Here is a 21802-nt window from a genome sequence, read left to right on the forward strand (position 1 = left end):
TGCGGGCCCGGCCACCGGGTGGGAACGTGCCTGCCTGGAGGCGCGGCGCACGCCCGGCGGGCCGGCACCGCGCCTCCAGGCAGTTGCGTCCACTGCCGAAGCGACGGAACGTGCCGGACCGCGCCGAACGCGCCAGGTCCGCCGGGCACACGAGAACGGGGCCCGTGCCGCCCCGGCACAGACCCCGCTTCGCGTCCGGGTGACTACCGCGCGGTGGCCACCGCGTCGTTCGTCCCCGCAGCGACGCTCACGGGTGCACCCGTGACCGGAGTGGGCCGTCCCAGGGAACGGACGGTCCAACCCGCCTTGACCCAGTCGGCGACCGGGAGGCAGTTGCGGGCGTCGATCACCGTGCGACGCCCCACGATCGAGGCGAGCGCCGCGGGATCGGCGGCGATGACCTCGTCCCACTCGGTGAGGACGAGCACGACGTCGGCGTCCTCGATCGCACCCTCCATCGACGACGAGTAGGTGAGCGTCGGGAAGGAGCGGCGGGCGGTCTCCATCGCCTCCGGGTCCCACAGGGTGACCTGGGCGCCGCGGAGGTGCAGCGCAGCGGCGACGTTGAGCGCCGGCGAGTCGCGGACGTCGTCGGTGAGGGGCTTGAACGCCGCCCCGACCACGGCGACGCGACGGTTCAGCACGGAGCCGCCGAGCGCGTCGATCGTCATGTCGATGACGCGCTCGCGCTGGCCCATGTTGATCTCGTCGACCTGCTGCATGAGCCCGACGACACGACCGGCACCGAGCTCGTTCGCCCGGTGCATGAGCGCCCGGATGTCCTTCGGCAGGCAGCCACCGCCGAAGCCGAGGCCGGCGTTCAGGAACTTGCGGCCGATGCGGGCGTCGTGCCCGAGGGCGTCCGCCAGGGTGGACACGTCCGCACCGGTGATCGCGCACATCTCGGAGATCGCGTTGATGAACGAGATCTTCGTGGCGAGGAACGCGTTCGCGCTGACCTTGACGAGCTCCGCCGTGGCGAGGTCGGTCGTGATGACCGGGGTGCCCTCGGCGATGGGTGCGGCGTAGACCTCGCGGATCACGGCGTCGGCCGACGCGGAGGCACCGCCCCAGACGAGCCGGTCCGGGTGCAGCGTGTCGTCGACGGCCTTGCCCTCGCGCAGGAACTCCGGGTTCCAGATGAGCTCGGCGTCGATGCCCGACGGGGTGAACTCGCGGACGATGCCGCGGAGCCGCTCGGCCGTGCCCACCGGGACCGTCGACTTGCCGACGATGAGGCCGGGGTGCGTCAGGTTCTCGGCGACACCGCGGGTGGCGTTCTCGACGTAGGTGAGGTTCGCGGCGTGCGACCCGGCGCGCTGCGGCGTCCCGACGCAGACGAAGTGGACGTCGGCCGCGGCCACGGCCTCGGGCAGCGACGCCGTGAAGCGGAGCTTGCCGCTGGCGACGTGCTTCGTGATGAGCTCCGGCAGGCCGGGCTCGTAGAACGGGACCTCGCCGGCCGACAGGGCCGCGAGCTTGGCGGGATCGACGTCCACGCCGATGGTCTCGAAGCCCATCTCGGCCATGGCGGCCGCGTGGGTGGCACCGAGGTAGCCGGTGCCGATGACGCTGATGACGGGTGCCGGACGGGAGTCTGCGGTCTTCTTCTGAGCGGTCACTGCTTGACCTCCTGCAGGTCGTAGTCGGTGTCGGTGCGCGAGATGCCGGCCACGAAGGCCTGGAGGCTGTCGGCGCGGGAGTTGAGTCGCCAGTCGTTCGTGGTGCGGACGCCGTCCACGACCGTGGTCGCGGTCTCGCTGAAGTACGAGAAGCCGATGACGTCGTCGTTGGCCGGTTCCGCGAGGCCGTCGAAGAGCGAGGTGATCCACTTCGCCTTCTGCCCGTTGGTCACGCTCGTCCCGGTCTCGGTCGCACCGATCTCACTGAGGAGGATCTTCTTGTCCGGTGCGATCTGGCGGAGCTGGGCGAGGGTCTTGCCGAACGTGTTGTCGAAGGTCGGCGACTCGGAGGCGGTGCGGTAGTACCCGCTCATGCCGACCCAGTCGACGTACTTCGACGCCGGGTAGTACTCACGCAGGTAGTCGAGCTGCATGTACTTGTCGTTGCCGAGCTTGTCGATGCGGCTCGGTGCCCAGTTCCAGATGACGTACTTGTTCGCGCCGCTGGCCTGGAAGACGTCGTGCACGTGCTGCCACATCGCGACGTAGGACCCGGCTGCGTTCTGCTGTGCCGTCCCCTCGGACCAGTTGTACCAAGAGCCGTTCATCTCGTGGTCGAGCCGGATGACCATCGGCTGCCCGTTCGCCGCGAGGGCCTTCGCGTACTTCGTGAGGTAGGCGTCGAACTTGCCCGAGACGATGTCCTCGTTCGTGTACCCGGGGACGTACTTCGCGTCGTTGCCCGTCTTGGCGGGTGCGGACTCCCAGGTCATGAGCGGCAGGCGGCCGTTCGCCCACGCGCGCTGGACGGCGGTGGCGTTGAAGTCCTGGTCGAAGCCCTGGAAGAAGCCGACCATGTTCGTGGCCTTGCCGACCTGCTGCGAGACCTCGTCGTACTCCGCCCAGTTGAAGGGGGACTGCGCGGTGTAGAGGCCGTACCAGCGAGCCGGCTGCGCCATGATCTGCGCCTTGGTGGGGACGGAGATCGGGGTCGTGCCGGGGTCCTTCGAGGGGCCGCCGTTCGGGTTCGTGACGCCGTGGTTGCCGGAGCCGGAACCGTTGCCGGAGCCGTTGCCGGAGCCGCCGGAACCACCCGAGCCACTGCCCGAGCCGTCGGCCGACCCGGAGCCGCCGGAACCGTCGCCCGACCCTCCCGAACCCGACGCGCCGTCACTGGACCGTGCCCCGGCGGCCTTGGCGGCCCCGAGGTCCGACTGCAGCGACGCGATCTGCGCCTTGAGCTCGGCGATCTGGTCGGCACGCGAGCCGGACTGCGCGGTCGAGGAGTCGAGCTTGCCCTCGAGCGCCCAGATCTTCTCCTGGGCGGCCGTGAGCTTCGTCTGGAGCTCGGCCGCCGAGATCTTCTTCTTCGGCGGCGTCACACCGAGCGCCTGGTGGACCGCGGTGGACACCGAGCCCGCCGGGGACACCCAGACGTTCCAGGTGATGAGTCCGAGGACGAGGACGATGGCGGTGGTCCCGACCGCGGTGAGTCGTGCGTGCTTGCTGGACTGGGCCCACCAGGCACCTGAGGAGCGGATGAGGTCAGACAATGAGGAAGGCCTCCAGGGCGAAGATCGCGAAGCCGATGCAGTACGGGATCGCGGCGTACGGGTTGTACCGACGGACGCGTGCCGGGGCGGGGGCAGCCGCGGTCGCCGACTGCGACTGCGCTGCAGTGGCTGCCGAGCGGCGGGTCGCGAGCACCGTCGCGGTGGAGTTGGTGGTGGCGTCCGGGCCGAACAGGTCGTCGAACGCCCGGTCCACGGCGCGCTGGTCGTCGCCGTAGCCGGCTCCGCCGGCCGAGGCCGGGGCAGCCGCGTCGATCGGGCTCACCGGGGTCTGGGTGGCGACGGCCGAGGGCTGCACCGCGTCCGCGGGGTCCTCCTCCATCGGTCCACCGGCGTACGCACCGGCACGGGTCCCCCAGCCGGACGCGTGCGCCAGGCGGAAGAAGCCGATGAGCCGGATCGGCATGAGGAAGAACGTCGACACGATGATGAACATCGGCAGGCGGAAGAAGTCGCTCGGCTTCTCGGCGAGGTGCCGCATCTGCCGGATCGCCATGCTGAGCACCGACGAGACCACCATGAGGGCGGCGACGTAGACGAAGCCGGTCGAGAAGCCGTACTGCTGCAGGATCCCCTGGTAGAGGTTCTCGCCCTGACCGGTGAAGGCGCGGTAGATCCAGCCGGCGATCACGCCGAACAGCATGAACGGCAGGATGATGTCGGTGAGGAAGAACACCGCGAGGATCGGCGCGTGGCCGAGCATCCACGGGAGCATCCGGAGCGTGTTGTACTGCGAACCACGGGCCCAGCGGAGCTGCTGCTTGAACAGCTTCTTCACCTGCAGCGGAGCGTCCGTGTAGACCAGCGACGTGTACTGGTAGACGGTCCGGTACCCCTCCTTGAGCGTGAGGTTCGTCAGGGTCCGGTCGTCGGACACCTCGAGGAACACGCCCATGAACTTCTCGTGCATGAACCGGTCCATGACGCGCACGAGGATGTCGCGACGGAAGGCGATCGTGCGCCCGGGCAGGCAGCCGATCTGGCCGAGGACGCTCTGCGCGGGCATCGAGTACAGCGCGCGGGAGTTCTCCAGCCAGTCCGCCCAGCGGGTGATCCAGCTGCGCGTCGGCTCGAGGATGCGCTGGCGCGTCGTCACGCCACCGACCGAGGCGTCCGCGAACGGCTTGAGCAGCTCGTCGAGGGTGCCGGGCGTCCACACCGTGTCCGAGTCGACGAGCACGGTGATGTCGCCGTTGGACATCTCGGTGCCGACCTTGACGGCGTTGCGCTTGCCCGGGATGGGCGTGTGCGTCCAGCGGACGAGTGGGGCGAACTCGTCACAGACCGCTTCGAGGGCCTCGTTGCGGGCGCCGTTGATGACGACGATGATCTCGCCGGGACGCTGCTCGACCATGCGGCCGATCACGTCGCGGAAGAGGTCGAGCGGTTCGTCCACGACGGGGACGACGACGCTCGTGGTGCCGGTGTAGGTGCCGGTGTAGGGGCGGTAGCGGGCGGACAGGATGACCTTGAGCAGCCAGAGCAACCAGATCACCGCGGAGTACACGGCGAACAGGTAGAACTCGGGGTGCCCTTCGACCATCTGCCTGATCTGCAGAATGAAGGTGAACATCGATCCCTGCTTCAACGTTCGAGGTGGAGATTCCGCGTCGTTGGGGAATCAGGGCCGGTTCGGGTGACCCCATTGATGCAGAACCGTGACCCGGTGCGCAACGCGACCCCCGACCGGGGGCGTTACGGGCACGTTACGGGGTACACCACGGTCCCCCTCCGCGTGTGGTCATCGTGTCCGCACTGGTGCTGACAGCACTCCGGTGGACCACGTTCACCCTGCCACTCACCCTGTACGGGTGGTGGACGGTCCAGGAGGCGCGGCTCGACCCCCAGCGAAAGCCCTGTTCAGGTCATGGTCGCCGGGCGCGCCGCGAGCAGCTCCGGCCGTCGCCTCGCGTCGACGCGGCCAGCAGGATCACGTCCCGGTAACGGACGCCGGAGTTCGACCGGCCGGGGTACAGGCAGATGTCGAACGGGGGACGCTGCACGTTACGGGGAATTCACTTCCGAGGACGTGTCAACTCGCTGCGAAACACGTCGGTCCGGGCGTGTCGCGACGGGCGTCAGGCGCCGTAGAACTCGCGCTCGAAGACCTGACGTGCCCGGCGGGTGACCCCGAGGTAGTCCTCCTCGAGTTCCGAGGCGGACCCCGGCGGGTACTCCAGCAGACGTGCGATGCCCTCGAGCTGCACCCGGTCGACGGGCAGCACGTCGGTGGTCTTGCCCGACCAGAGCACGAGCGCGCTCCGCGTCCGCGAGGCGAAGCGCCAGGCGGCACCGAGACGCTCGGCGTCGTCGGGGGCGACGAGTCCGGCGTCGCGGGCGGCGTCGAGCGCCTCGAGCGTGGACGTCGTCCGGAGGCCCGGGATCGTCAGCGCGTGCTGCAGCTGGAGGAGCTGGACGAACCACTCCACGTCGCTCAGGGAACCGCGGCCGAGCTTGAGGTGCCGGGCGGGGTCCGCACCGCGCGGGAGGCGTTCGGACTCGACGCGGGCCTTGATGCGTCGGACCTCGCGCACCTGCTGGTCGTCGATGTGCTCCGGGTAGCGCGTGCGGTCGGCGAGGTGCTCGAAGTCACGCAGGAGCTGCGCGTCCCCGACCGCCCCGCGGGCGCGGAGCAACGCCTGGGCCTCCCACGTGAGCGACCAGCGGGCGTAGTACGCGCCGTAGGAGTCGAGCGTGCGCACCACGGGGCCGTTCTTGCCCTCGGGGCGGAGGTCGATGTCGAGGTCGAGAGGGTGGATCGCGTCGTCGGTCAAGCGGGCGAGCTCCCGCACGATGGTCTGCGCCGCTCGCGAAGCCTGCTCCGACGGGACGTCCTCGGTCGCCCGGTACACGTAGAGGACGTCGGCGTCCGAGCCGAAGCCGAGCTCACGGCCGCCGTACCGCCCCATCGCGATGACGCCGAACTCCAGGCCTGCCGGGGCGTCCCGTCGCGCGAGCGTGAGGGCACCGGCCAGGGTCGACTCCGTGACGTCGCTCAACGCGGGGCCGAGGGCATCGACGTCGAGGTGTCCGAGGACGGCGGCCATGCCGAGCCGGAGCGTCTCACGCCGTCGGGCGGACCGGACCAGGGCCGCTGCGCCGTCCACGTCGTCCCCGTGCCGTGCCGTCGTCGCCGTGACCTCGGCGAGCAGCGACTCGATCGGCCGGGGGCGCAGCAGCGCCTCCGGTTCGTCGAGCCAGGCCACCGCCTCGGGGAAGCGTTCGAGCAGCCCGGACAGGAACGCCGACTCCGAGAGCACGGTGGTGAGCGAGTGCGCCGCGCCGGAGGAGTCCCGGAGCATGCGGAGGAACCAGCTCGACTCCCCCAGGGTGTCGCTCAGCCGGCGGAAGGCCAGGAGCGCTCGGTCCGGTGCCGGTCCCTCGGCCATCCAGCGCAGGAGCACCGGCAGCAGGTTCCGCTGGATCGCCGCCCGGCGGCTCGTGCCCTGCGTCAGTGCCCGGATGTGGCCGAGTGCCCCGGCGGGGTCCGCGAAGCCGATCGCGCCGAGCCGGTCGACCGCCTGGTCGCTGGTGAGCACGATGTCGCCGTCGCTCGCGGCCACCGCGGACAGGAGCGGTCGGTAGAACAGGCGCTCGTGCAGGCCGCGGACCTCGAGCTTCACGGCGCGCCACCGTGTCTCGAGCGCCGCAGCGGACCGTGCGAGACCGCTCGACCGGGCGAGCACCCGGAGCTCGTCCTCGTCGGAGGGCATCAGGTGGGTGCGCTGCAGGCGGCGGAGCTGGATGCGGTGCTCGAGCAGGCGGAGCAGGGCGTAGTCCGGCCCGAAGCGGGCGGCCTCGGCACGGCCGACGTAGCCGGCGTCGGTGAGCGCGTCCATCGCCTCGAGCGTGGACCGGACCCGCACGGTCTCGTCGTCGCGGCCGTGCACGAGCTGCAGCAGCTGCACGGTGAACTCGACGTCGCGCAGACCGCCCGGCCCGAGCTTGAGCTGCCGGTCGACCTCGTCGTCGGGGATGTTGTCGGTGACCCGCTGCCGCATGCGCTGCACGGACTCGACGAACCCCGGTCGCTGCGCCGACGTCCACACGAAGCCGGCGACCGCGGTGGCGTAGCGCTCCCCCAGGTCGGCCGACCCGGCGATCGGCCGCGCCTTGAGCAGGGCCTGGAACTCCCACTCCTTCGCCCAGCGCTCGTAGTACGCCACGTGGGAGTCGAGCGTCCGGACGAGTGCGCCGTCCTTGCCCTCCGGCCGGAGGTTCGCGTCGACCTCCCACAGCGCCGGTTCGGCCGCGAGGTCGGTGATGGCGTGCGTGGCCGCGATCGCCAGCCGCGTGGCGATGAGCACGGCACGGTCGGTCCCCACGCCCGTGCCCGCTTCGTCGTCGCGGGTGGGTTCGGTGACGAAGATGACGTCGACGTCGCTGACGTAGTTGAGTTCGCGGGCCCCGGCCTTGCCCATCGCGATGACGGCGAGCGGCGTCGCCTCGACGTCGGCCGCGGGGAACGGGACCTCGCGCCGGGCGACGTCCACCGCGGCCTCGAGCGCGGCACCGGCGAGGTCGGCCAGCCCGGCCGCGACGGCGGGGAACGCCTCGGTCGGCGCGGCGTTCAGGACGTCGAACAGCGCGATCTGTGCCAGGTGCCGGCGGTAGCGCACCCGGAGCCGGAGTCGGGCGTCCTCGCCCGTGGCACCGTCGATCGCGGCGAGCAGCGAATCGGTGTACTCCTGCTGGGACCACGGCGCCGTCACGGGCGCCAGGAGCAGGTCGATCTCTGCCGGACGGCGGTGCAGGAACTCGCCGAGCCCGACCGACGCCCCGAGGAGCCGCACGAGCCGTTCGGTGGCGGCGTCGTCCGCGAGGACCGGACGCAGTTCGTCCGGCGCGCGCTCGAGCAGCCGCTCGAGCGCGCGGAGTGCGCCGTCCGGATCGGCCGTGGACTCCCACAGTGCCGGGGACCCGCTCACCGGCACCTGCAGGTCGGGGCCGAACCGCGCCTCCAGGTCGGCGATGCGTTCCAGGCTCTCCGACAGCTCCGCGAAGCCCAGGCGGGCCAACTCGGAACGCGACGTCGTCGTCCGACCGGTCATGTGGTGCGTGCCCCCGGTGCCGTCAGAGCGCGCCGAGGTTCGTGTCGAGCTCGAACGGCGTGACCTGGTCGCGGTAGGCCTTCCACTCCTGGCGCTTGTTCAGCAGCACGAAGTTGAAGACCTGCTCGCCGAGCGTCTCCGCCACGAGTTCCGAGTCCTCCATGAGGCTCAGCGCGTGGTCGAGGCTCGCCGGCAGCTGGCTGTACCCGAGGGCACGGCGCTCGGAGTCGGACAGGCTCCAGACGTTGTCCTCGGCCTCTGGCGGGAGCTCGTAGCCCTCGTCGATGCCCTTGAGCCCTGCGGCCAGCAGCAGCGAGTACGCGAGGTACGGGTTCGCCGCCGAGTCGATGCCGCGGTACTCGATGCGGGCGGACTGGCCCTTGTTCGGCTTGTACAGCGGGACGCGCACGAGGGCCGAGCGGTTGTTGTGGCCCCAGGTCACGAACGACGGGGCCTCGTCACCGCCCCAGAGGCGCTTGTACGAGTTCACGAACTGGTTCGTGACCGCGGTGATCTCCGGCGCGTGCTTGAGGACACCGGCGATGAAGTGCTTCGCCGTGTCGGACAGCTGGTACTGGCCACCCGCCTCGTAGAAGGCGTTCTGGTCGCCCTCGAACAGCGACACGTGCGTGTGCATGCCCGAGCCCGGCTGGCCGGAGATCGGCTTCGGCATGAACGTCGCGTAGACGCCCTGCTCGATCGCGACCTCCTTCACGACGGTGCGGAACGTCATGATGTTGTCCGCCATCGTCAGTGCATCGGCGTAGCGGAGGTCGATCTCGTTCTGGCCGGGGCCGGCCTCGTGGTGGGAGAACTCCACCGAGATGCCGAGGTCCTCGAGCATCCGGACGGACCGGCGACGGAAGTCGTGCGCGCTGCCGCCGGGGACGTTGTCGAAGTAGCCGGCACGGTCGACGGGCTGCGGGCCGCCGTCCTTCCAGTCGCGGCTCTTCAGCAGGTAGAACTCGATCTCGGGGTGCGTGTAGAACGTGAAGCCGCGCTCGCTCGCCTTCGCCAGCGTGCGCTTGAGCACGTTGCGCGGGTCGGCGACGGCGGGCTGGCCGTCCGGCGTCGTGATGTCGCAGAACATCCGCGCGGTCGGGTCGATCTCGCCGCGCCACGGGAGGATCTGGAACGTCGACGGGTCCGGGTGGGCCAGGACGTCCGCCTCGTACGAGCGCGTGAGGCCCTCGATCGCGGAGCCGTCGAACCCGATGCCCTCGGCGAACGCGCCCTCGACCTCGGCCGGGGCGATCGCCACGGACTTCAGGGTCCCGATGACGTCCGTGAACCAGAGTCGGATGAACTTGATGCCCCGCTCCTCGATGGTGCGGAGCACGAAGTCCGTCTGCTTGTCCATTGACGCCCTTTCCGTGGTGCAGCTGGTCCAGCTGGGAGTCTCAGCCTATTGGTCTTCGTCGTCCCAACGCTCGTTGTTCGCCTTGATCCGGTCCAGGGCGTGTTGCGCTTCCTCACGCGAGGCGAACGGGCCGATCCGGTCGCGCTGCGGCGACTGCGGGCCCTGCTCGACGGCGTGCTTCTTCTCGTTGAACCACCACTGGGACTCGATGCGTTCGTCACTCATGCCGCCACCGTACCCAGGTGGGGCGGCCGCGGTGTGGCCACGCCGCGCCCCGCGCGCTGGGTGACCGCCTGGAGGCGCGGTGCCCGTCCGTCGGGCCGGCACCGCGCCTCCAGGCCCTCGCGTCCGCGCGACACGCGGCCCCGGCTAGAGTGGTCCGCATGCCCCGGGACGAACACGGACACCTGACCGCCGGCCGCATCTCCCCGTTGCGGTCCGTCCCGAAGGAGATCGAGCGTCCTGAGTACGTCGGCAAGGCCGAGCCGCACGAGCACGGGCTCGGCGACACGTACACCCCGGACGAGGTCGAGCGCATCCGCACCGCCGGCCGCATCGCCTCCCAGGCCATCGACGCCGTCGGCGCGGCGATCCGCCCCGGTGTCACGACGGACGAGCTCGACCGGATCGGCCACGAGTTCGTCGTCGCGCACGGCGCCTACCCCTCGACGCTCGGCTACCGCGGCTACCCGAAGTCCCTCTGCTCGAGCCTCAACGAGGTCATCTGCCACGGCATCCCCGACGACACCGTCCTGCAGGAGGGCGACCTCGTCAACATCGACATCACCGCCTACAAGGACGGGATGCACGGCGACACGAACCGCACCTTCGTCGTCGGGCAGGCGTCGCAGGAGGTCGAGGACCTCGTGACCCGCACGCGACTCGCCCTCGAGCGCGGGATCAAGGCCGTCGCCCCGGGCCGGCAGGTGAACGTCATCGGCCGTGCCATCGAGGCGTACGCGAAGCGCTTCGGCTACGGCGTCGTCCGCGACTACACCGGCCACGGCGTCGGGCGGGCGTTCCACTCCGGGCTGATCATCCCCCACTACGACGCCCCGCGCTTCGACGACGTCATGGAGCCCGGCATGGTCTTCACGATCGAGCCGATGCTCACGCTCGGCGGCATCGACGCCGACATCTGGGCCGACGACTGGACCGTCTCCACCCGGGACAAGTCGTGGACCGCACAGTTCGAACACACCCTCGTCGTCACCGAGCGCGGCGCGGAACTCCTCACGGTCTCCTGACCTCCACACCGAAAGGCTCCTCATGACCTCCCTCGCAGTCGGCGTCGACATCGGCGGTACGGGCATCAAGGGCGCGATCGTCGACGTCTCCACCGGCGAACTCACCACCGACCGGATCAAGAAGGCCACGCCGGAGGGCGGGAAGCCGCACGACATCGTCGCCGTGGCCGCGTCCATCCTCGACGAGCTCGCTCCGGCGTCGGACGTGCCCGTCGGGGTCTGCTTCCCGGCGATCGTCCGCGACGGCAAGACCATGTCCGCGGCGAACGTCTCGAAGAAGTGGATCGGTTTCGAGGCCGAGGCGCTCTTCGAGAAGGAGCTCGGCCGCTCCATCCACTTCGTCAACGACGCCGACGCCGCCGGGTTCGCCGAGCAGCAGTTCGGTGCGGCGAAGGGCAAGGACGGCCTGGTCGTCGTCACGACGCTCGGCACCGGCATCGGCACGGCGCTCATCAACGACGGCGTGCTCATCGTGAACTCGGAGCTCGGGCACCTCGAGATCGACGGGCACGACGCCGAGTCGCGCGCCTCGTTCGCCGCGAAGGAGCGCGACGACCTGTCGTGGAAGCACTGGGCGAAGCGGCTGCAGAAGTACTACTCCACGCTCGAGGCCCTGCTCTCCCCGGAGCTCTTCGTCGTCGGCGGCGGGGTGTCGAAGCAGTACGAGGAGTTCCTCCCGCTGCTCGACCTGCAGGCGGACATCATCCCGGCGACGCTCCGGAACAACGCGGGCATCATCGGCGCCGCGACCCTGGCCGCGCGCTCGCAGTCGTAGCACTCGGCCTCGCCGCGGCCCCCTCCCGGGAGCGCCACCTCACCGCGGCCTCGCCGCGGGTCGAACCACGAATCCGACATCGAACCGGCCCACGCCGCTGGTTCGATGTCGGTTCCGTGGTTCGACGTGGCCACGTGCCCGGTAGACTCGTGCTCGCGAATGGGTCGGTGAGACGGTCGCGTCACTCCCCCGGGAGTGCCGAGGAACGTCCGGGCTCCACAGAGCAGGGCGGTGGGTAACACCCACCCGGAGCAATCCGCGAGACAGTGCCACAGAAAGCAGACCGCCGGCGGCGACGTCGGTAAGGGTGAAACGGTGGTGTAAGAGACCACCAGGGGTCCGGGTGACCGGATCCGCTCGGTAAACCTCGCCCGGAGCAAGGTCAGACAGAGGACGCTGAGGCTGCTCGCCGAGTCCTCGGGTAGACCGCTGGAGGCCGACGGCAACGTCGGTCCGAGAGAGATGGCCGTCACCGCCGCGCGAGCGGCGGGACAGAACCCGGCGTACGGCCGGCCCATTCGCACCCCACGCTCGGCGCGCAAGCGCGGCGCGCGCGCCTACCGCGGCACTGTGCGAGGTTCCGTGCTGCGTGCGACGTCAGCGCCCTCGCACGCAGCACGGAACCTCGCACACTGCGCCCACGTGCGACGCGACGCGACCAGCGCACGCACGCGACGGACGGGAGGCCGGCACCGCGCCTCCCGTCCGTCGTCAGGTCGCGTCTAGAGCCCGGACTCCGCCGTCCGCACCAGGATCGCGTCGCTGTCGGGGCAGAGCACGACGTCGTCGGGCGCTGCCCGCCGGATGGTCTGCAGGTCGGAGTTCGTGAGCGTCACGCCGGACGCCGTGGACACCCCGCCCTGCAGCAGCGAGGCGCCGAAGCCGTACCGCGCCCGCTGCCGGTCGTACAGCGCGAGGAGGTCCGCCGGCACCTTCGCGGCGACGGCGGCACGGCTCTGCGTGGCCGATTCGCGGTCGGACTCGAGCCGGGCGATCTCGGCGTCACGCTCGGCCACGAGTCCGGCACGTGCAGCCTCGACGTCGGCGAGCTGCGCTTCGATGTCACCGACGCGGGCGCGGAAGCCGTCGAGGTTCTCCATGACCTCGAGTTCGGCCGTCTCGAGGTCCCCGATGCGGCGCTGCAGCGACTCGAGCTCGCTCTGGAGACCAGCGGCGTCCTTCGCGCTGGAGACGTTCTGGAGCATCGTGGTGTCACGCTCCACACGGGCCTGCGCCGTGGCGGTGTCGGACTCGAGGCGGGCGAGTTCGCGCTCGGCGTCCTCGACCTCGCCGGTGGCCGCCGCGAGCTGGGCGCGCAGCCCCGCCGCCGTGGTGCCGAGCTCGGTGAGCCGGTCGCCCTTCTGCAGCGACGTGATGCGGTGCGCGATCCGGGTGACGTCGTTGTCGAGACGCTGGACGTCGAGGAGGATGACCTGGTCCTCGGGTGCTGCCTTCATGGTCAGACTCCTTGTGTGTCGGTGGTGGGTTCGGCGGCCGGCAGGACGGCGAAGTCCCACGGGTCGGTGCGGAGGTCGCTCACGGTGACGCGGACGCCCGCGGCGCGGCGGAGTTGCTCGGCGGCGACGTCGAGCCAGAGCCACTCGGTGGCCCAGTGCGAGGTGTCGATGAGGGCGGGCCCGCCGACGAGCATCGCCTGCTCGCGGAACTCGGACGCCGGGTGGTGCCGGAGGTCGCTCGTGACGTAGACGTCGGCCCCGAGCACGTCGGGGTGCCCGAGGTACGCGTCGCCGGCGCCGGCGCAGAGTGCGACGGAACGGACGGGCCGGTCGAACTCCCCCGAGACCCGGACGCCGGTCGCGGTGCCGGGCAGGAGGTCCACCAGCGCTCGGGCGAGCGCGCCGAGCGTGGTCGGTTCGGCGAGCACCCCGACGCGGCCGATGCCCGTCGACGGGTCCGCACCGGGCTCGAGCGGGCGCTGGTCGGTCAGGCCGAGCCGGTCGGCGAGCACGGCCGAGGTGCCCGTCGTCACGACGTCGGCGTTGGTGTGCGCGGCGACGAGGGCTGCCCCGCCGCGCACGAGGGTGGCGAGCACGCTGCCCTTGTAGGTCGACTCGGCGATCGTGGTGACGCCGCGGAGCAGCAACGGGTGGTGGGTGAGCAGCAGGTCAGCGCCGAGCTCGACCGTCTCGCGGGCGGTGGCCGGGACGGCGTCGACCGCGAGGTGCACGTGCTCGACCGTCTGGTCGGGGTCCCCCGCCACGAGCCCGACGGAGTCCCAGGACTCGGCGCCGGCGGCGGGCCACAGGTCTTCGATCACGGCCTGGAGTTCGCGGAGCGTCGGCATCCCGTCAGTCTACCGAGCCGCCCGGGTCGGTCCGGGCGCCCTGTGGACGACCACGGGACCGAGCAGCACTGTGGACGACGGGCGACGCGCGGCTGCCCGGTGGATCAGCGGCGACCGAACGCGCGCATGACGACGGCGACGAAGCGCGTCCACCACCCGGCGGAGGCACGGTCCTCGGACGCGACGTCGGCTGCGTGGGCGGGGTGCCCGGCGGGCGTGTGCGCGGCCGGCGCGTGGCCGACGGTCTCGGCGGCGGCGGTCTCGGCGGTCGTCGGGACGACGGCCTCCGGGAGCACGACGGGCGTGCTGGCCGTCGCGCCGGCGTGCGCCGTCAGGGCGGCGGCGAACGCGGCACGGTCGATCACGGTCGGCCCGGTCGCGGGCTGGACGAGCGGCGTGGGTCGCGTGTTCGCGGACACCGGTGAGACGACCGGGAGGGACAGCACCGGTCGAGCGGGCTCGTCGCGTCCCGGCGTGGTCGCCTCGGGGGCGTCGATCGCGTCCACGACCTCGGTCGCGTCCACGAGTGCGGGAGCGGGTGCGGAACCCGTCGGGGTGACGACGGCGGTGACGACGGCGGGTGCCGGGACGGCGGCCGACGCGGGCACGCCTGCGACCGGCACGCTGCCCGTCGCCGCACGCCGCGCCGCGGCACGGTCACGACGATCGGCCTCGAGCGCGGCATCGGCCAGCAGGTCCGCGAAGACGGAGTGGGCGAACGCCCGAGCGGCCTCGATCTCAGGGTCGCGCTGTCCGGCGACGGTGGCCTCCCACGCGGCGAGGCGAGCGAGGTCCTCGTCACGACGACGGACCTCGTCCTCGAGGATCACGATGCGCTCGATCGTGGTGCGCCCGCTGGCCGAGGACACCTCGACGGCGAGGTCCTCGATGCGGAGGGCGATGCGCTCCGGCGGTTCGGGGAAGGACGGCGCGCAGACCGCGGCGTGCCGAGCACGGTCGCGGGGGCGACGGAAGGCGGAGTCGTCGGCCGGCACAACAGCATCGACGACGGCCGCGGCGCCGCTGGTCGTGGCGGGCTCGACGGGGGCGTCCGACGCTGCGTCCGGACGCTGCACGGGCCCGGTGACCGGCGGGACCACGAGGTCCGACAGGTACGGGGCGCGCGTCGCCGGGGCGTCACGGAGCCACTCCTCGAGCTCGCGACCGAACGGGTCGACGAGGGGGGTGCGTGCACCGGACTGCGTTTCCATGATCGAAGGATAAATATCGCAACGCTCATCTCGGCGGACATCCCCGGTGTGTCGCCGGAGTCCCTGCCATATCGCCTCGAAGGTGAACGGCGTGTCGCGGACGGTGTCAGAGCGTGCGCTCGAGGTCGTCCACGAGTGCACGGCCGGCCGGCCAGGCACCGACACCGCTGGCGACGTTCACGTGGCCGAGCGTGCCGACCCGGACGACTCCGGCACCGAGGACGTCCGCGAACGCCAGGGCCCGGTCGAGCGTGCAGTACGGGTCGTCGTCGCTGACCACCAGACGCGTCGCGACCGCAGGGGCCGCCTGGGCCACCGGCTCGACGAACCCGGCCGCTGCGGCGGGGAACCCCGGCGCGAGCGGGTCCGGCGGCGCCACGAGGAAGGCACCCGCGACCTCGGCGTGTCCGCGCTGACCGAGCCACGCGGCGACGGCGAGGACGCCCAGGCTGTGCGCGATGAGCACCGGCGGTTCGTCGACGGCGGCCACGGCGCTGGTGATCGCGCGGGACCAGTCGTCCGGGTCGGGTTCGCTCCACGACGCCGGTGCGATCCGGACGACCGCGCCCGGGTCGTCGGCCGACCGGTCGTCCTGCCACAGCGACTGCCAGTGGTCGGGGTCGGAGTTCCAGATCCCGGGGACGATCACCCACGGTCGAGGTCTGCGCACCCTCGAAGCGTAGTGGGCGGTCGGATCAGGCGTGCAGCGTGTCGCGCGGGTACTCGCCGAAGCGCGAGGCGTACGCCCCGGAGAACCGCCCGAGGTGGGCGAAGCCCCACCGCACGGCGATCGCGGCGACCGTGACGTCACCGGGCGACGAGCGGCGGAGTTCCTCGCGGACGCGGTCGAGCCGGATGCCGCGCAGCATCGCGTTGGGCGCCGTACCGACCTGCCGCTGGAACGCCTGCTGGAGCCCGCGCACGCTGAGCCCGACGTGCTCGGCGACGTCGGTCGTGCTGATCGGGGTGTGGGCGAACGCGTGCATGTACTCGACGGCCTCGCGCACGCGGCCGGTGGCGCCCTGCGGCAGGGTGATGTCCGGCGCGAGCACGGTGTGCGGGAAGGTGCGGAGGAGCGCGAGGGCGGTGTCCCGGGCGGTCTCCGCGAGGACCAGCTGCGACACCGGTGCCTCACCGAGCACGGTCTCGGCGGCCCGGCGGACCTGGGCGTTCCACCCGCGGAGGTCCTCGCGCCGCGGCGGCTGGGTGTGGTCGAAGACGAGCGGGGCCGGCTGCGTGCCGTGCTCCTCGGCCGCCACGCCCTCGAGGAACGTGCGGTCGAACTGCACCAGGCTCTGCCGGAGGTCCTGCAGGTCGAAGGCGAACGGTCGACCGGTCGGGAACATCATCGGCGTGCCGGGCGTGAAGGCGACCTCTTGCCGCCCGACGTCGACGGTGCCCCCACCGTCGGCGAGCCACATCACGACGTACTCGTCGCCGGACTCGAGCTCGCCCTGCATCCGGGCGTCGAACCGGGTGGAGCGGAAGGACATCGTCTCGTCGCCCGTGACCCGGAAGCGGTAGCTGAATGGGCGTTCCGTGCGCTCCGCCTGGAAGCCCACGCTCTCGTACGCGTCCTCGTACATCTGGATCGCCGCCTCGAGGTCGGCCCCGGACGTCTCGAAGCTGTTCCTGGGGTCGGGCTCGACGTTCATCGACTGGATCGTGACACGGCGGCGCGGAGCCTACGGGATGTATGCGCACGCATTGCGGATACCGGCCCACGGGCTGCGCGAAGCGGACGAACCGGTCCGTCAGACACGAGCGGCACTCAGTGGCGCCCGCGCCGGACCGTCCACAGGTTCCGGTCCGCGACCCGTTCGTAGCGCAGGTCGTCGACCACCATCTGCACGAGCGCCAGGCCCCGCCCGCTCTCGGCCAGCGCGTCGGGCAGCTGCGCGGCGGACGGGTCGACCGGCACCGGCACACCGTCGTCGGTCAGCTGCGCCTCGACCGCGTCCGACCCGACGTCGAGGTGGAGCGAGCACGAGACGCCGCGACCGGCCGCCCCGTGCTCGATCACGTTCGAGGTGAGTTCGACCAGCGCGAGCTCGAGGGCCATCCGGTCCTCGGCCGAGACGGTGGGCTCGGTGTCCCACACCGTCGCGAGGAACGCGTGCACCGCCGTGACGTCGTCCGGCGGGCACGCCAGGTCGAGGCTGTGCCCACCCACCGCGGCGTTCATGCCCAGTCGGTCACCGCGGCGTCCCCGTCCGGGTACGTGCGGAGGATCTTGTCCATGTTGGAGAGCTTCAGCACCATCTCGACCTGGTCGGACGGCGCCGCGATGCGGAGGTCCCCGCCGGCCTGTCGCGCGGCCTTGAGCGACCCGACGAGCGCGCCGAGACCGGAGGAGTCCATGAACTCCACCCCGGACAGCTCGACGACCACGCGGGGCCGTCCGTCGCCGACGACCTTCGCGACGGTCTCGCGGAACGTCGGGGCCGACACCATGTTGAGTCGGCCGCTGCACTCGAGCACGGCGGCGCCGGCGTCCGCTTCGTGTACGACGATGTCCATGTCGGTGCCTCCTGGGATCGGTGCGGGGTGCACCCTGCAACCTACCGGGTCCGGGTCACGAACCCGTCGAGGCGCGTCCGGTCCGTCGCGTCGCCAGCAGCTGCACGACCACGGCAGCCGCCATGAGCACCGCCATCACCGACCCCATCGCGACGGCCGTCCCGCCGAGCGCGCCCGCGAGCGGCGTGCCGAGGCCGCCGAGCCCGAACGTCAGCCCGCCCTGCAGTGCCGCTGCGGTCCCCGGGTGCGCAGCACCGACGTGCTGCGTGCGGGTCATCGCCGCCGGCAGGACGAACCCCCACGCCGCGGTCACGACGGCGAGCGAGACCCAGACCGGCACCGCGCCGGCCCCGAGCAGCGCGGACACGAGGACGCCCGTCGCGCCGAGGGTCCCGAGCGCCAGGCCGAACGACAGCAGCGCGTCCTCCGAGAACCGACCGACCACGCGGCGGAACACGAGCGTCGTGACGATCATCATCGAGGCGTTCGTGGCGAACACGAGGGTGTACATCCCCTCGGAGAACCCGAAGCCGGTCTGGAACACGAACGAGCTCGTGGCGATGTACGCGAAGAACCCGATGGTCGAGAGCACCCCGGTCAGCACGTACGCACGGAACCGCGGGATGCCCATGAGCTCACGGATGCGACCCCAGTTCGCACCGAGGCCCACCCCTCCGCGGAACGCCCGCGGCAGGGTCTCGCGGAACCGGACGACCACGGCGACGAAGAACGCCGCACCGAGCACCGCGAGGACGACGAACATGAGTCGCCAGGTGCCGACCGTCAGCACCGCTCCCCCGGCCAGCGGGGCGACGACGGGGCCGATCGCGTTGATGGCCGCGAGGGTCCCGAACACCTTCGCCATCCGCGGCCCGTCGACCACGTCCGAGACCATCGCCCGCCCGGCGACCGCCCCGGCCGCACCCGCCAGCCCCTGGAACACCCGCGCCACGACGAGCGTCACGACGTCCGGCGCGATCGCGCACCCGACGGAGGCGACGGCGAAGACCGCCGTGCCGACGAGCATCAGCGGACGCCGCCCGATGCCGTCGCTCACCGGTCCGGCGAGCAGCTGCCCGACGGCGAACGCGACGAGGAACGCCGTCAGGGACAGCTGCACGGCACCGGGCGTCGTGCCGAGGTCGCGTGCGATCGCCGGCAGGGCCGGGATGTACATGTCGGTCGCGAACGGCGAGACGCCGACGATCAGGGCGAGCGGCAGGATCGGTGGGAGGGCGGTCGTCCGACTGGTCGGTCCTGTGCGCTCCGTCGTCACGTCGGCCACGCTACGCGCCCCCGAATCGATTCGACAAGGGCGGTGGTGTCGCGTTGCGCACACCGAGACGGCCAGGAGGCGCGGTGCAAGCTGGCACCGCGCCTCCTGGGCCCGAGACGGTCGCGTCGACGACCGACGGCCGGTCCGCGCGGATCAGCCCGTGTTCTGCAGGCCGGCCGCGATGCCGTTCACGGTGAGGAGGAGCAGCCGGTGGTCACCGTCCGTCGGGTCCGTGCTGCCCGAGGTGCGGATCGCGCGGAGTGCCCGGAGCTGCAGGTGCGAGAGCGCGTCGACGTACGGGCTGCGGAGCCGGACGGCGCGTGCGAGGACGGGACGGTCCTCGAGGACGTCGCTCCCGCCCGAGACGCGCAACACCCACTCGCGCGTGCGGAGCATCTCGTCGAGGACCATCGCGGCGAGGTCGTCACGGTCCGCAAGTTCGAGGTACCGGCGGGCGATGTGCTCGTCGGTCTTCGCGAGCGACATCTCGACGTTCTTGATCATCGCGCCGAAGAGGGGCCACTCGGCGTACGCGGTTCGGAGGAGCTCCACGTCGCCGACGGCCTCGAGCGCGGAACCGAGGCCGTACCACCCGGCGAGGTTGATGCGCGCCTGCGTCCACGAGAACACCCACGGGATCGCCCGGAGGTCCTCGAGCGACTCGACGCTCAGACCACGGCGGGCCGGACGGGAGCCGAGCGGGAGCAGACCGATCTCCTCCATCGGGGTCACGCGCGCGAACCACGGCGCGAAGCCGTCCGCCTTCACGAGGCCGTAGAACGCCTCGCGCGAGACGTCGTCGAGCTGCTGCGCGAGGTCGGCGAAGCGCGTGGCGGCGACGGCCGTGCGGTCCTCGTTCGACGGCGAGGACGCGAACAGCGTGGCCGAGGCCATCTGCTCGAGGTGCCGTGCGGCGATGTCCTTGTCGCCGTACTGGGCGAAGATGACCTCGCCCTGCTCGGTGAGCTTGAGGCGTCCGTCGATGGAACCGCGGGGCTGCGCCAGGACGGCCTCGTTCGCCGGGCCACCACCGCGGCCGAGCGAGCCGCCGCGGCCGTGGAACAGCGTGAGCTCGACGTCGTGCTGCTTCGCCCAGTCGGCGATCCGGGCCTGTGCGTCGTAGAGCGCGAGGTTCGCCGACACCGGACCGACGTCCTTCGAGGAGTCGGAGTAGCCGAGCATGACCTCGAGGCGACGACCGGTCGCTGCGAGGCGACGCTGGAACGGCTCGGTGCGGACGGCCTCGTCGAGGATGTCGACACTGGCGTGCAGGTCCGCGAAGGTCTCGAACAGCGGGATGACGTCGAGCACCGGGGCGGCCTCGGGCGACCCGAGTGCGGCGACCGCGAGCTCGTGGACGTTCGCGAGGTCGGCTGCCGACTGCGTGAACGACACGATGTAGCGGCTGGCGGCGCGGACGCCGTAGCGGGCCTGCAGCGCGGCGATCGTGCGGAACACGGCGAGGACCTCTTCCGTGGTCTCGCTCAGCTCCCCACCGGCGCGGATCTCTGCGAGGGCGTTCCGGTGCACCTGCGAGTGCTGCCGGACCTCGAGCTCGGCGAGGTGGAACCCGAAGGTCTCGACCTGCCAGACGAGGTTCTGCAGCTCGCCGTTCGCGGGACGGGTGGCCCCGGCCGCGACGAGCGAGGTCTGGATCGTGCGGAGGTCGGCCAGGAGCGCGTCCGGCCCAGGGTAGGCGAGCTCGGCCTCGCCCCGGCGCGTGGCGTCGATGCGGGCGGCGACGAACAGGAGCGCCCGACGGTGCGTCTCGTTCGGCGCACGGACCCCGATGCGCTCGGCGATCCCGGGGTCGAGGGACTCCTGCGCGGCGACGAGCGCGGTGAGACCGGCGTCCGCCGGGGTCTCGCTCGCGTCGAGGGTGAGGGTGCTGCCGATGCGGGTGGCGGCGCGGGAGAGCCCGAGCAGGATGTGCTCGGCCGCGATCTCCGCCGCCTGGCGGGTGACGTCCGCGGTGACGTGCGGGTTGCCGTCGCGGTCGCCGCCGATCCAGGTGCCGAAGCGCACGAAGGCGGGTGCGGTGACCGGCACGCGGCCGGCGTCGTCACCGAGCAGCCGGTCGTCGAGCAGACGGTAGACCTGCGGGACGATCTCGAACAGCGTCTGGTCGAACACGCTCATCGCCGTGCGGACCTCGTCGAGCGGGGTCGGGCGGGTCGTGCGGAGCGGCGAGGTGCGCAGGAGGGTCGTGATCTCCTCGAGCAGCCGGCGCTCGTTCTCGGCGAGGGCCGTGGTGTTCGTCGTCCGGTCGCGCTCGTCGATGAGGTCGGTGATGCGCCGCACGGCCGTGGTCACCGCGCGTCGGCGGGCCTCGGTCGGGTGCGCCGTGAGGACCGGGTGGAACCGGAGTTCGCGCAGCCGGGCCGCAGCGGCCTCGTCGCCGACCTGCTCGACGAGCGAGGCGTACGTCGCCGGGAAGGAGTCCCCCGCGAGTCCGCCGTCGTCGCCGCGGTGCCGGAGCACGCGCACGCGGTGGTGCTCCTCGGCGAGGTTCGTGAGGTGGAAGTACGTGGTGAACGCCTGGGCCACGGCCTCGGCCCGCTCGGCGGACAGGTCCGCGACGATGGCCTCGGCACGCGCGGCGCCCTCGGCCTCGCCGCCCTCGTACGCGTCGATGACCGCGGCACGGAGGCTCTCCACGTCGTGCAGGAGGTCCTCGCCGCCGGTCTCCCGCAGGACGCGTCCGAGCAGCTTGCCGAGGTACCGCACGTCGGAGCGCAGGTCGCTGTCGACCGCGCCACTGACGTCGTCCCGCGCGCGTCCGTGGCGCGTCTGACCGTCGATCGTCATGTGGTCCTCTCCGGGTCTCGGCCGGGAAGGTCGTCCCGGTATCCCAGCAGCGTATC

At 71.7% G+C, this 21802-nt stretch carries 17 protein-coding genes and 1 other RNA gene; 3 read left to right on the forward strand and 15 right to left on the reverse strand.

Translation table 11 applies throughout. The features are described 5' to 3' along the window. Positions 1–203: 203 nt before the first annotated feature. The 6 genes from WFH25_RS04665 to WFH25_RS04690 form a co-directional block, all read right to left on the reverse strand. Positions 204–1622 carry a UDP-glucose dehydrogenase family protein gene (locus WFH25_RS04665; RefSeq protein WP_070418786.1) on the reverse strand — a complete coding sequence of 473 codons (1419 nt, stop codon included), beginning with the start codon at positions 1620–1622 and terminating at the stop codon, positions 204–206. Then, positions 1619–3175 carry a glycoside hydrolase family 26 protein gene (locus WFH25_RS04670; protein WP_336696970.1) on the reverse strand — a complete coding sequence of 519 codons (1557 nt, stop codon included), beginning with the start codon at positions 3173–3175 and terminating at the stop codon, positions 1619–1621. The genes WFH25_RS04665 and WFH25_RS04670 overlap by 4 nt, the downstream gene beginning before the upstream one ends. Next, positions 3168–4766 (reverse strand): glycosyltransferase family 2 protein, encoded by a 1599-nt coding sequence (locus WFH25_RS04675; protein WP_336696971.1) that lies wholly within the window; start codon positions 4764–4766, stop codon positions 3168–3170. The genes WFH25_RS04670 and WFH25_RS04675 overlap by 8 nt, the downstream gene beginning before the upstream one ends. Before the next feature lie 505 nt (positions 4767–5271). Further along, positions 5272–8244: a bifunctional [glutamine synthetase] adenylyltransferase/[glutamine synthetase]-adenylyl-L-tyrosine phosphorylase gene (locus WFH25_RS04680; protein ID WP_336696972.1), complete on the reverse strand. Its 2973-nt coding sequence runs from the start codon at positions 8242–8244 to the stop codon at positions 5272–5274. Between the two features lie 22 nt (positions 8245–8266). After that, a complete protein-coding gene (gene glnA / locus WFH25_RS04685) occupies positions 8267–9604 on the reverse strand; it encodes a type I glutamate--ammonia ligase (protein WP_070418782.1) in 1338 nt (445 codons plus the stop codon). A gap of 45 nt (positions 9605–9649) precedes the next feature. Then, positions 9650–9829, reverse strand: a complete 180-nt coding sequence (locus WFH25_RS04690; RefSeq protein WP_336696973.1) for an SPOR domain-containing protein — start codon at positions 9827–9829, stop codon at positions 9650–9652. A gap of 158 nt (positions 9830–9987) precedes the next feature. Between WFH25_RS04690 and map the strand changes: the two genes are divergently transcribed. The 3 genes from map to rnpB all read left to right on the forward strand — a co-directional run bounded on the left by map (position 9988) and on the right by rnpB (position 12147). Further along, positions 9988–10851: a type I methionyl aminopeptidase gene (gene map / locus WFH25_RS04695; protein ID WP_336696974.1), complete on the forward strand. Its 864-nt coding sequence runs from the start codon at positions 9988–9990 to the stop codon at positions 10849–10851. 22 nt (positions 10852–10873) lie between these two features. Then, the gene (gene ppgK, locus WFH25_RS04700) at positions 10874–11626 is read left to right on the forward strand and encodes a polyphosphate--glucose phosphotransferase (RefSeq protein WP_336696975.1); all 753 of its coding nucleotides are present in this window, start codon (positions 10874–10876) and stop codon (positions 11624–11626) included. Between the two features lie 160 nt (positions 11627–11786). Continuing rightward, an RNA gene (rnpB, locus tag WFH25_RS04705) (RNase P RNA component class A) lies at positions 11787–12147 on the forward strand. 201 nt (positions 12148–12348) lie between these two features. Here rnpB and WFH25_RS04710 read toward each other — a convergent pair. The 9 genes from WFH25_RS04710 to WFH25_RS04750 all read right to left on the reverse strand — a co-directional run bounded on the left by WFH25_RS04710 (position 12349) and on the right by WFH25_RS04750 (position 21746). Beyond that, positions 12349–13083 (reverse strand): zinc ribbon domain-containing protein, encoded by a 735-nt coding sequence (locus tag WFH25_RS04710; RefSeq protein WP_071301951.1) that lies wholly within the window; start codon positions 13081–13083, stop codon positions 12349–12351. Between the two features lie 2 nt (positions 13084–13085). Next, the gene (locus tag WFH25_RS04715; protein WP_229086604.1) at positions 13086–13931 is read right to left on the reverse strand and encodes a Nif3-like dinuclear metal center hexameric protein; all 846 of its coding nucleotides are present in this window, start codon (positions 13929–13931) and stop codon (positions 13086–13088) included. A gap of 104 nt (positions 13932–14035) precedes the next feature. After that, positions 14036–15142 (reverse strand): hypothetical protein, encoded by a 1107-nt coding sequence (locus WFH25_RS04720; protein WP_336696976.1) that lies wholly within the window; start codon positions 15140–15142, stop codon positions 14036–14038. Positions 15143–15248: 106 nt separating this feature from the next. Beyond that, complete coding sequence (locus tag WFH25_RS04725) at positions 15249–15812, reverse strand: RBBP9/YdeN family alpha/beta hydrolase (protein WP_336696977.1); 564 nt, start codon at positions 15810–15812, stop codon at positions 15249–15251. 25 nt (positions 15813–15837) lie between these two features. Next, complete coding sequence (locus tag WFH25_RS04730; RefSeq protein ID WP_336696978.1) at positions 15838–16797, reverse strand: AraC family transcriptional regulator; 960 nt, start codon at positions 16795–16797, stop codon at positions 15838–15840. Between the two features lie 116 nt (positions 16798–16913). Next, a complete protein-coding gene (locus tag WFH25_RS04735; RefSeq protein WP_070418773.1) occupies positions 16914–17327 on the reverse strand; it encodes an ATP-binding protein in 414 nt (137 codons plus the stop codon). Beyond that, complete coding sequence (locus WFH25_RS04740; protein ID WP_070418772.1) at positions 17324–17662, reverse strand: STAS domain-containing protein; 339 nt, start codon at positions 17660–17662, stop codon at positions 17324–17326. The genes WFH25_RS04735 and WFH25_RS04740 overlap by 4 nt, the downstream gene beginning before the upstream one ends. Positions 17663–17717: 55 nt before the next feature. After that, a complete protein-coding gene (locus WFH25_RS04745) occupies positions 17718–18938 on the reverse strand; it encodes a multidrug effflux MFS transporter (protein WP_336696979.1) in 1221 nt (406 codons plus the stop codon). 153 nt (positions 18939–19091) lie between these two features. After that, positions 19092–21746, reverse strand: coding sequence for a phosphoenolpyruvate carboxylase (locus WFH25_RS04750; protein WP_336696980.1), 2655 nt, complete (start codon positions 21744–21746; stop codon positions 19092–19094). Positions 21747–21802: the final 56 nt, after the last annotated feature.

The organism is Curtobacterium sp. USHLN213 (assembly GCF_037144815.1).
Taxonomy (GTDB): Bacteria; Actinomycetota; Actinomycetes; order Actinomycetales; family Microbacteriaceae; genus Curtobacterium.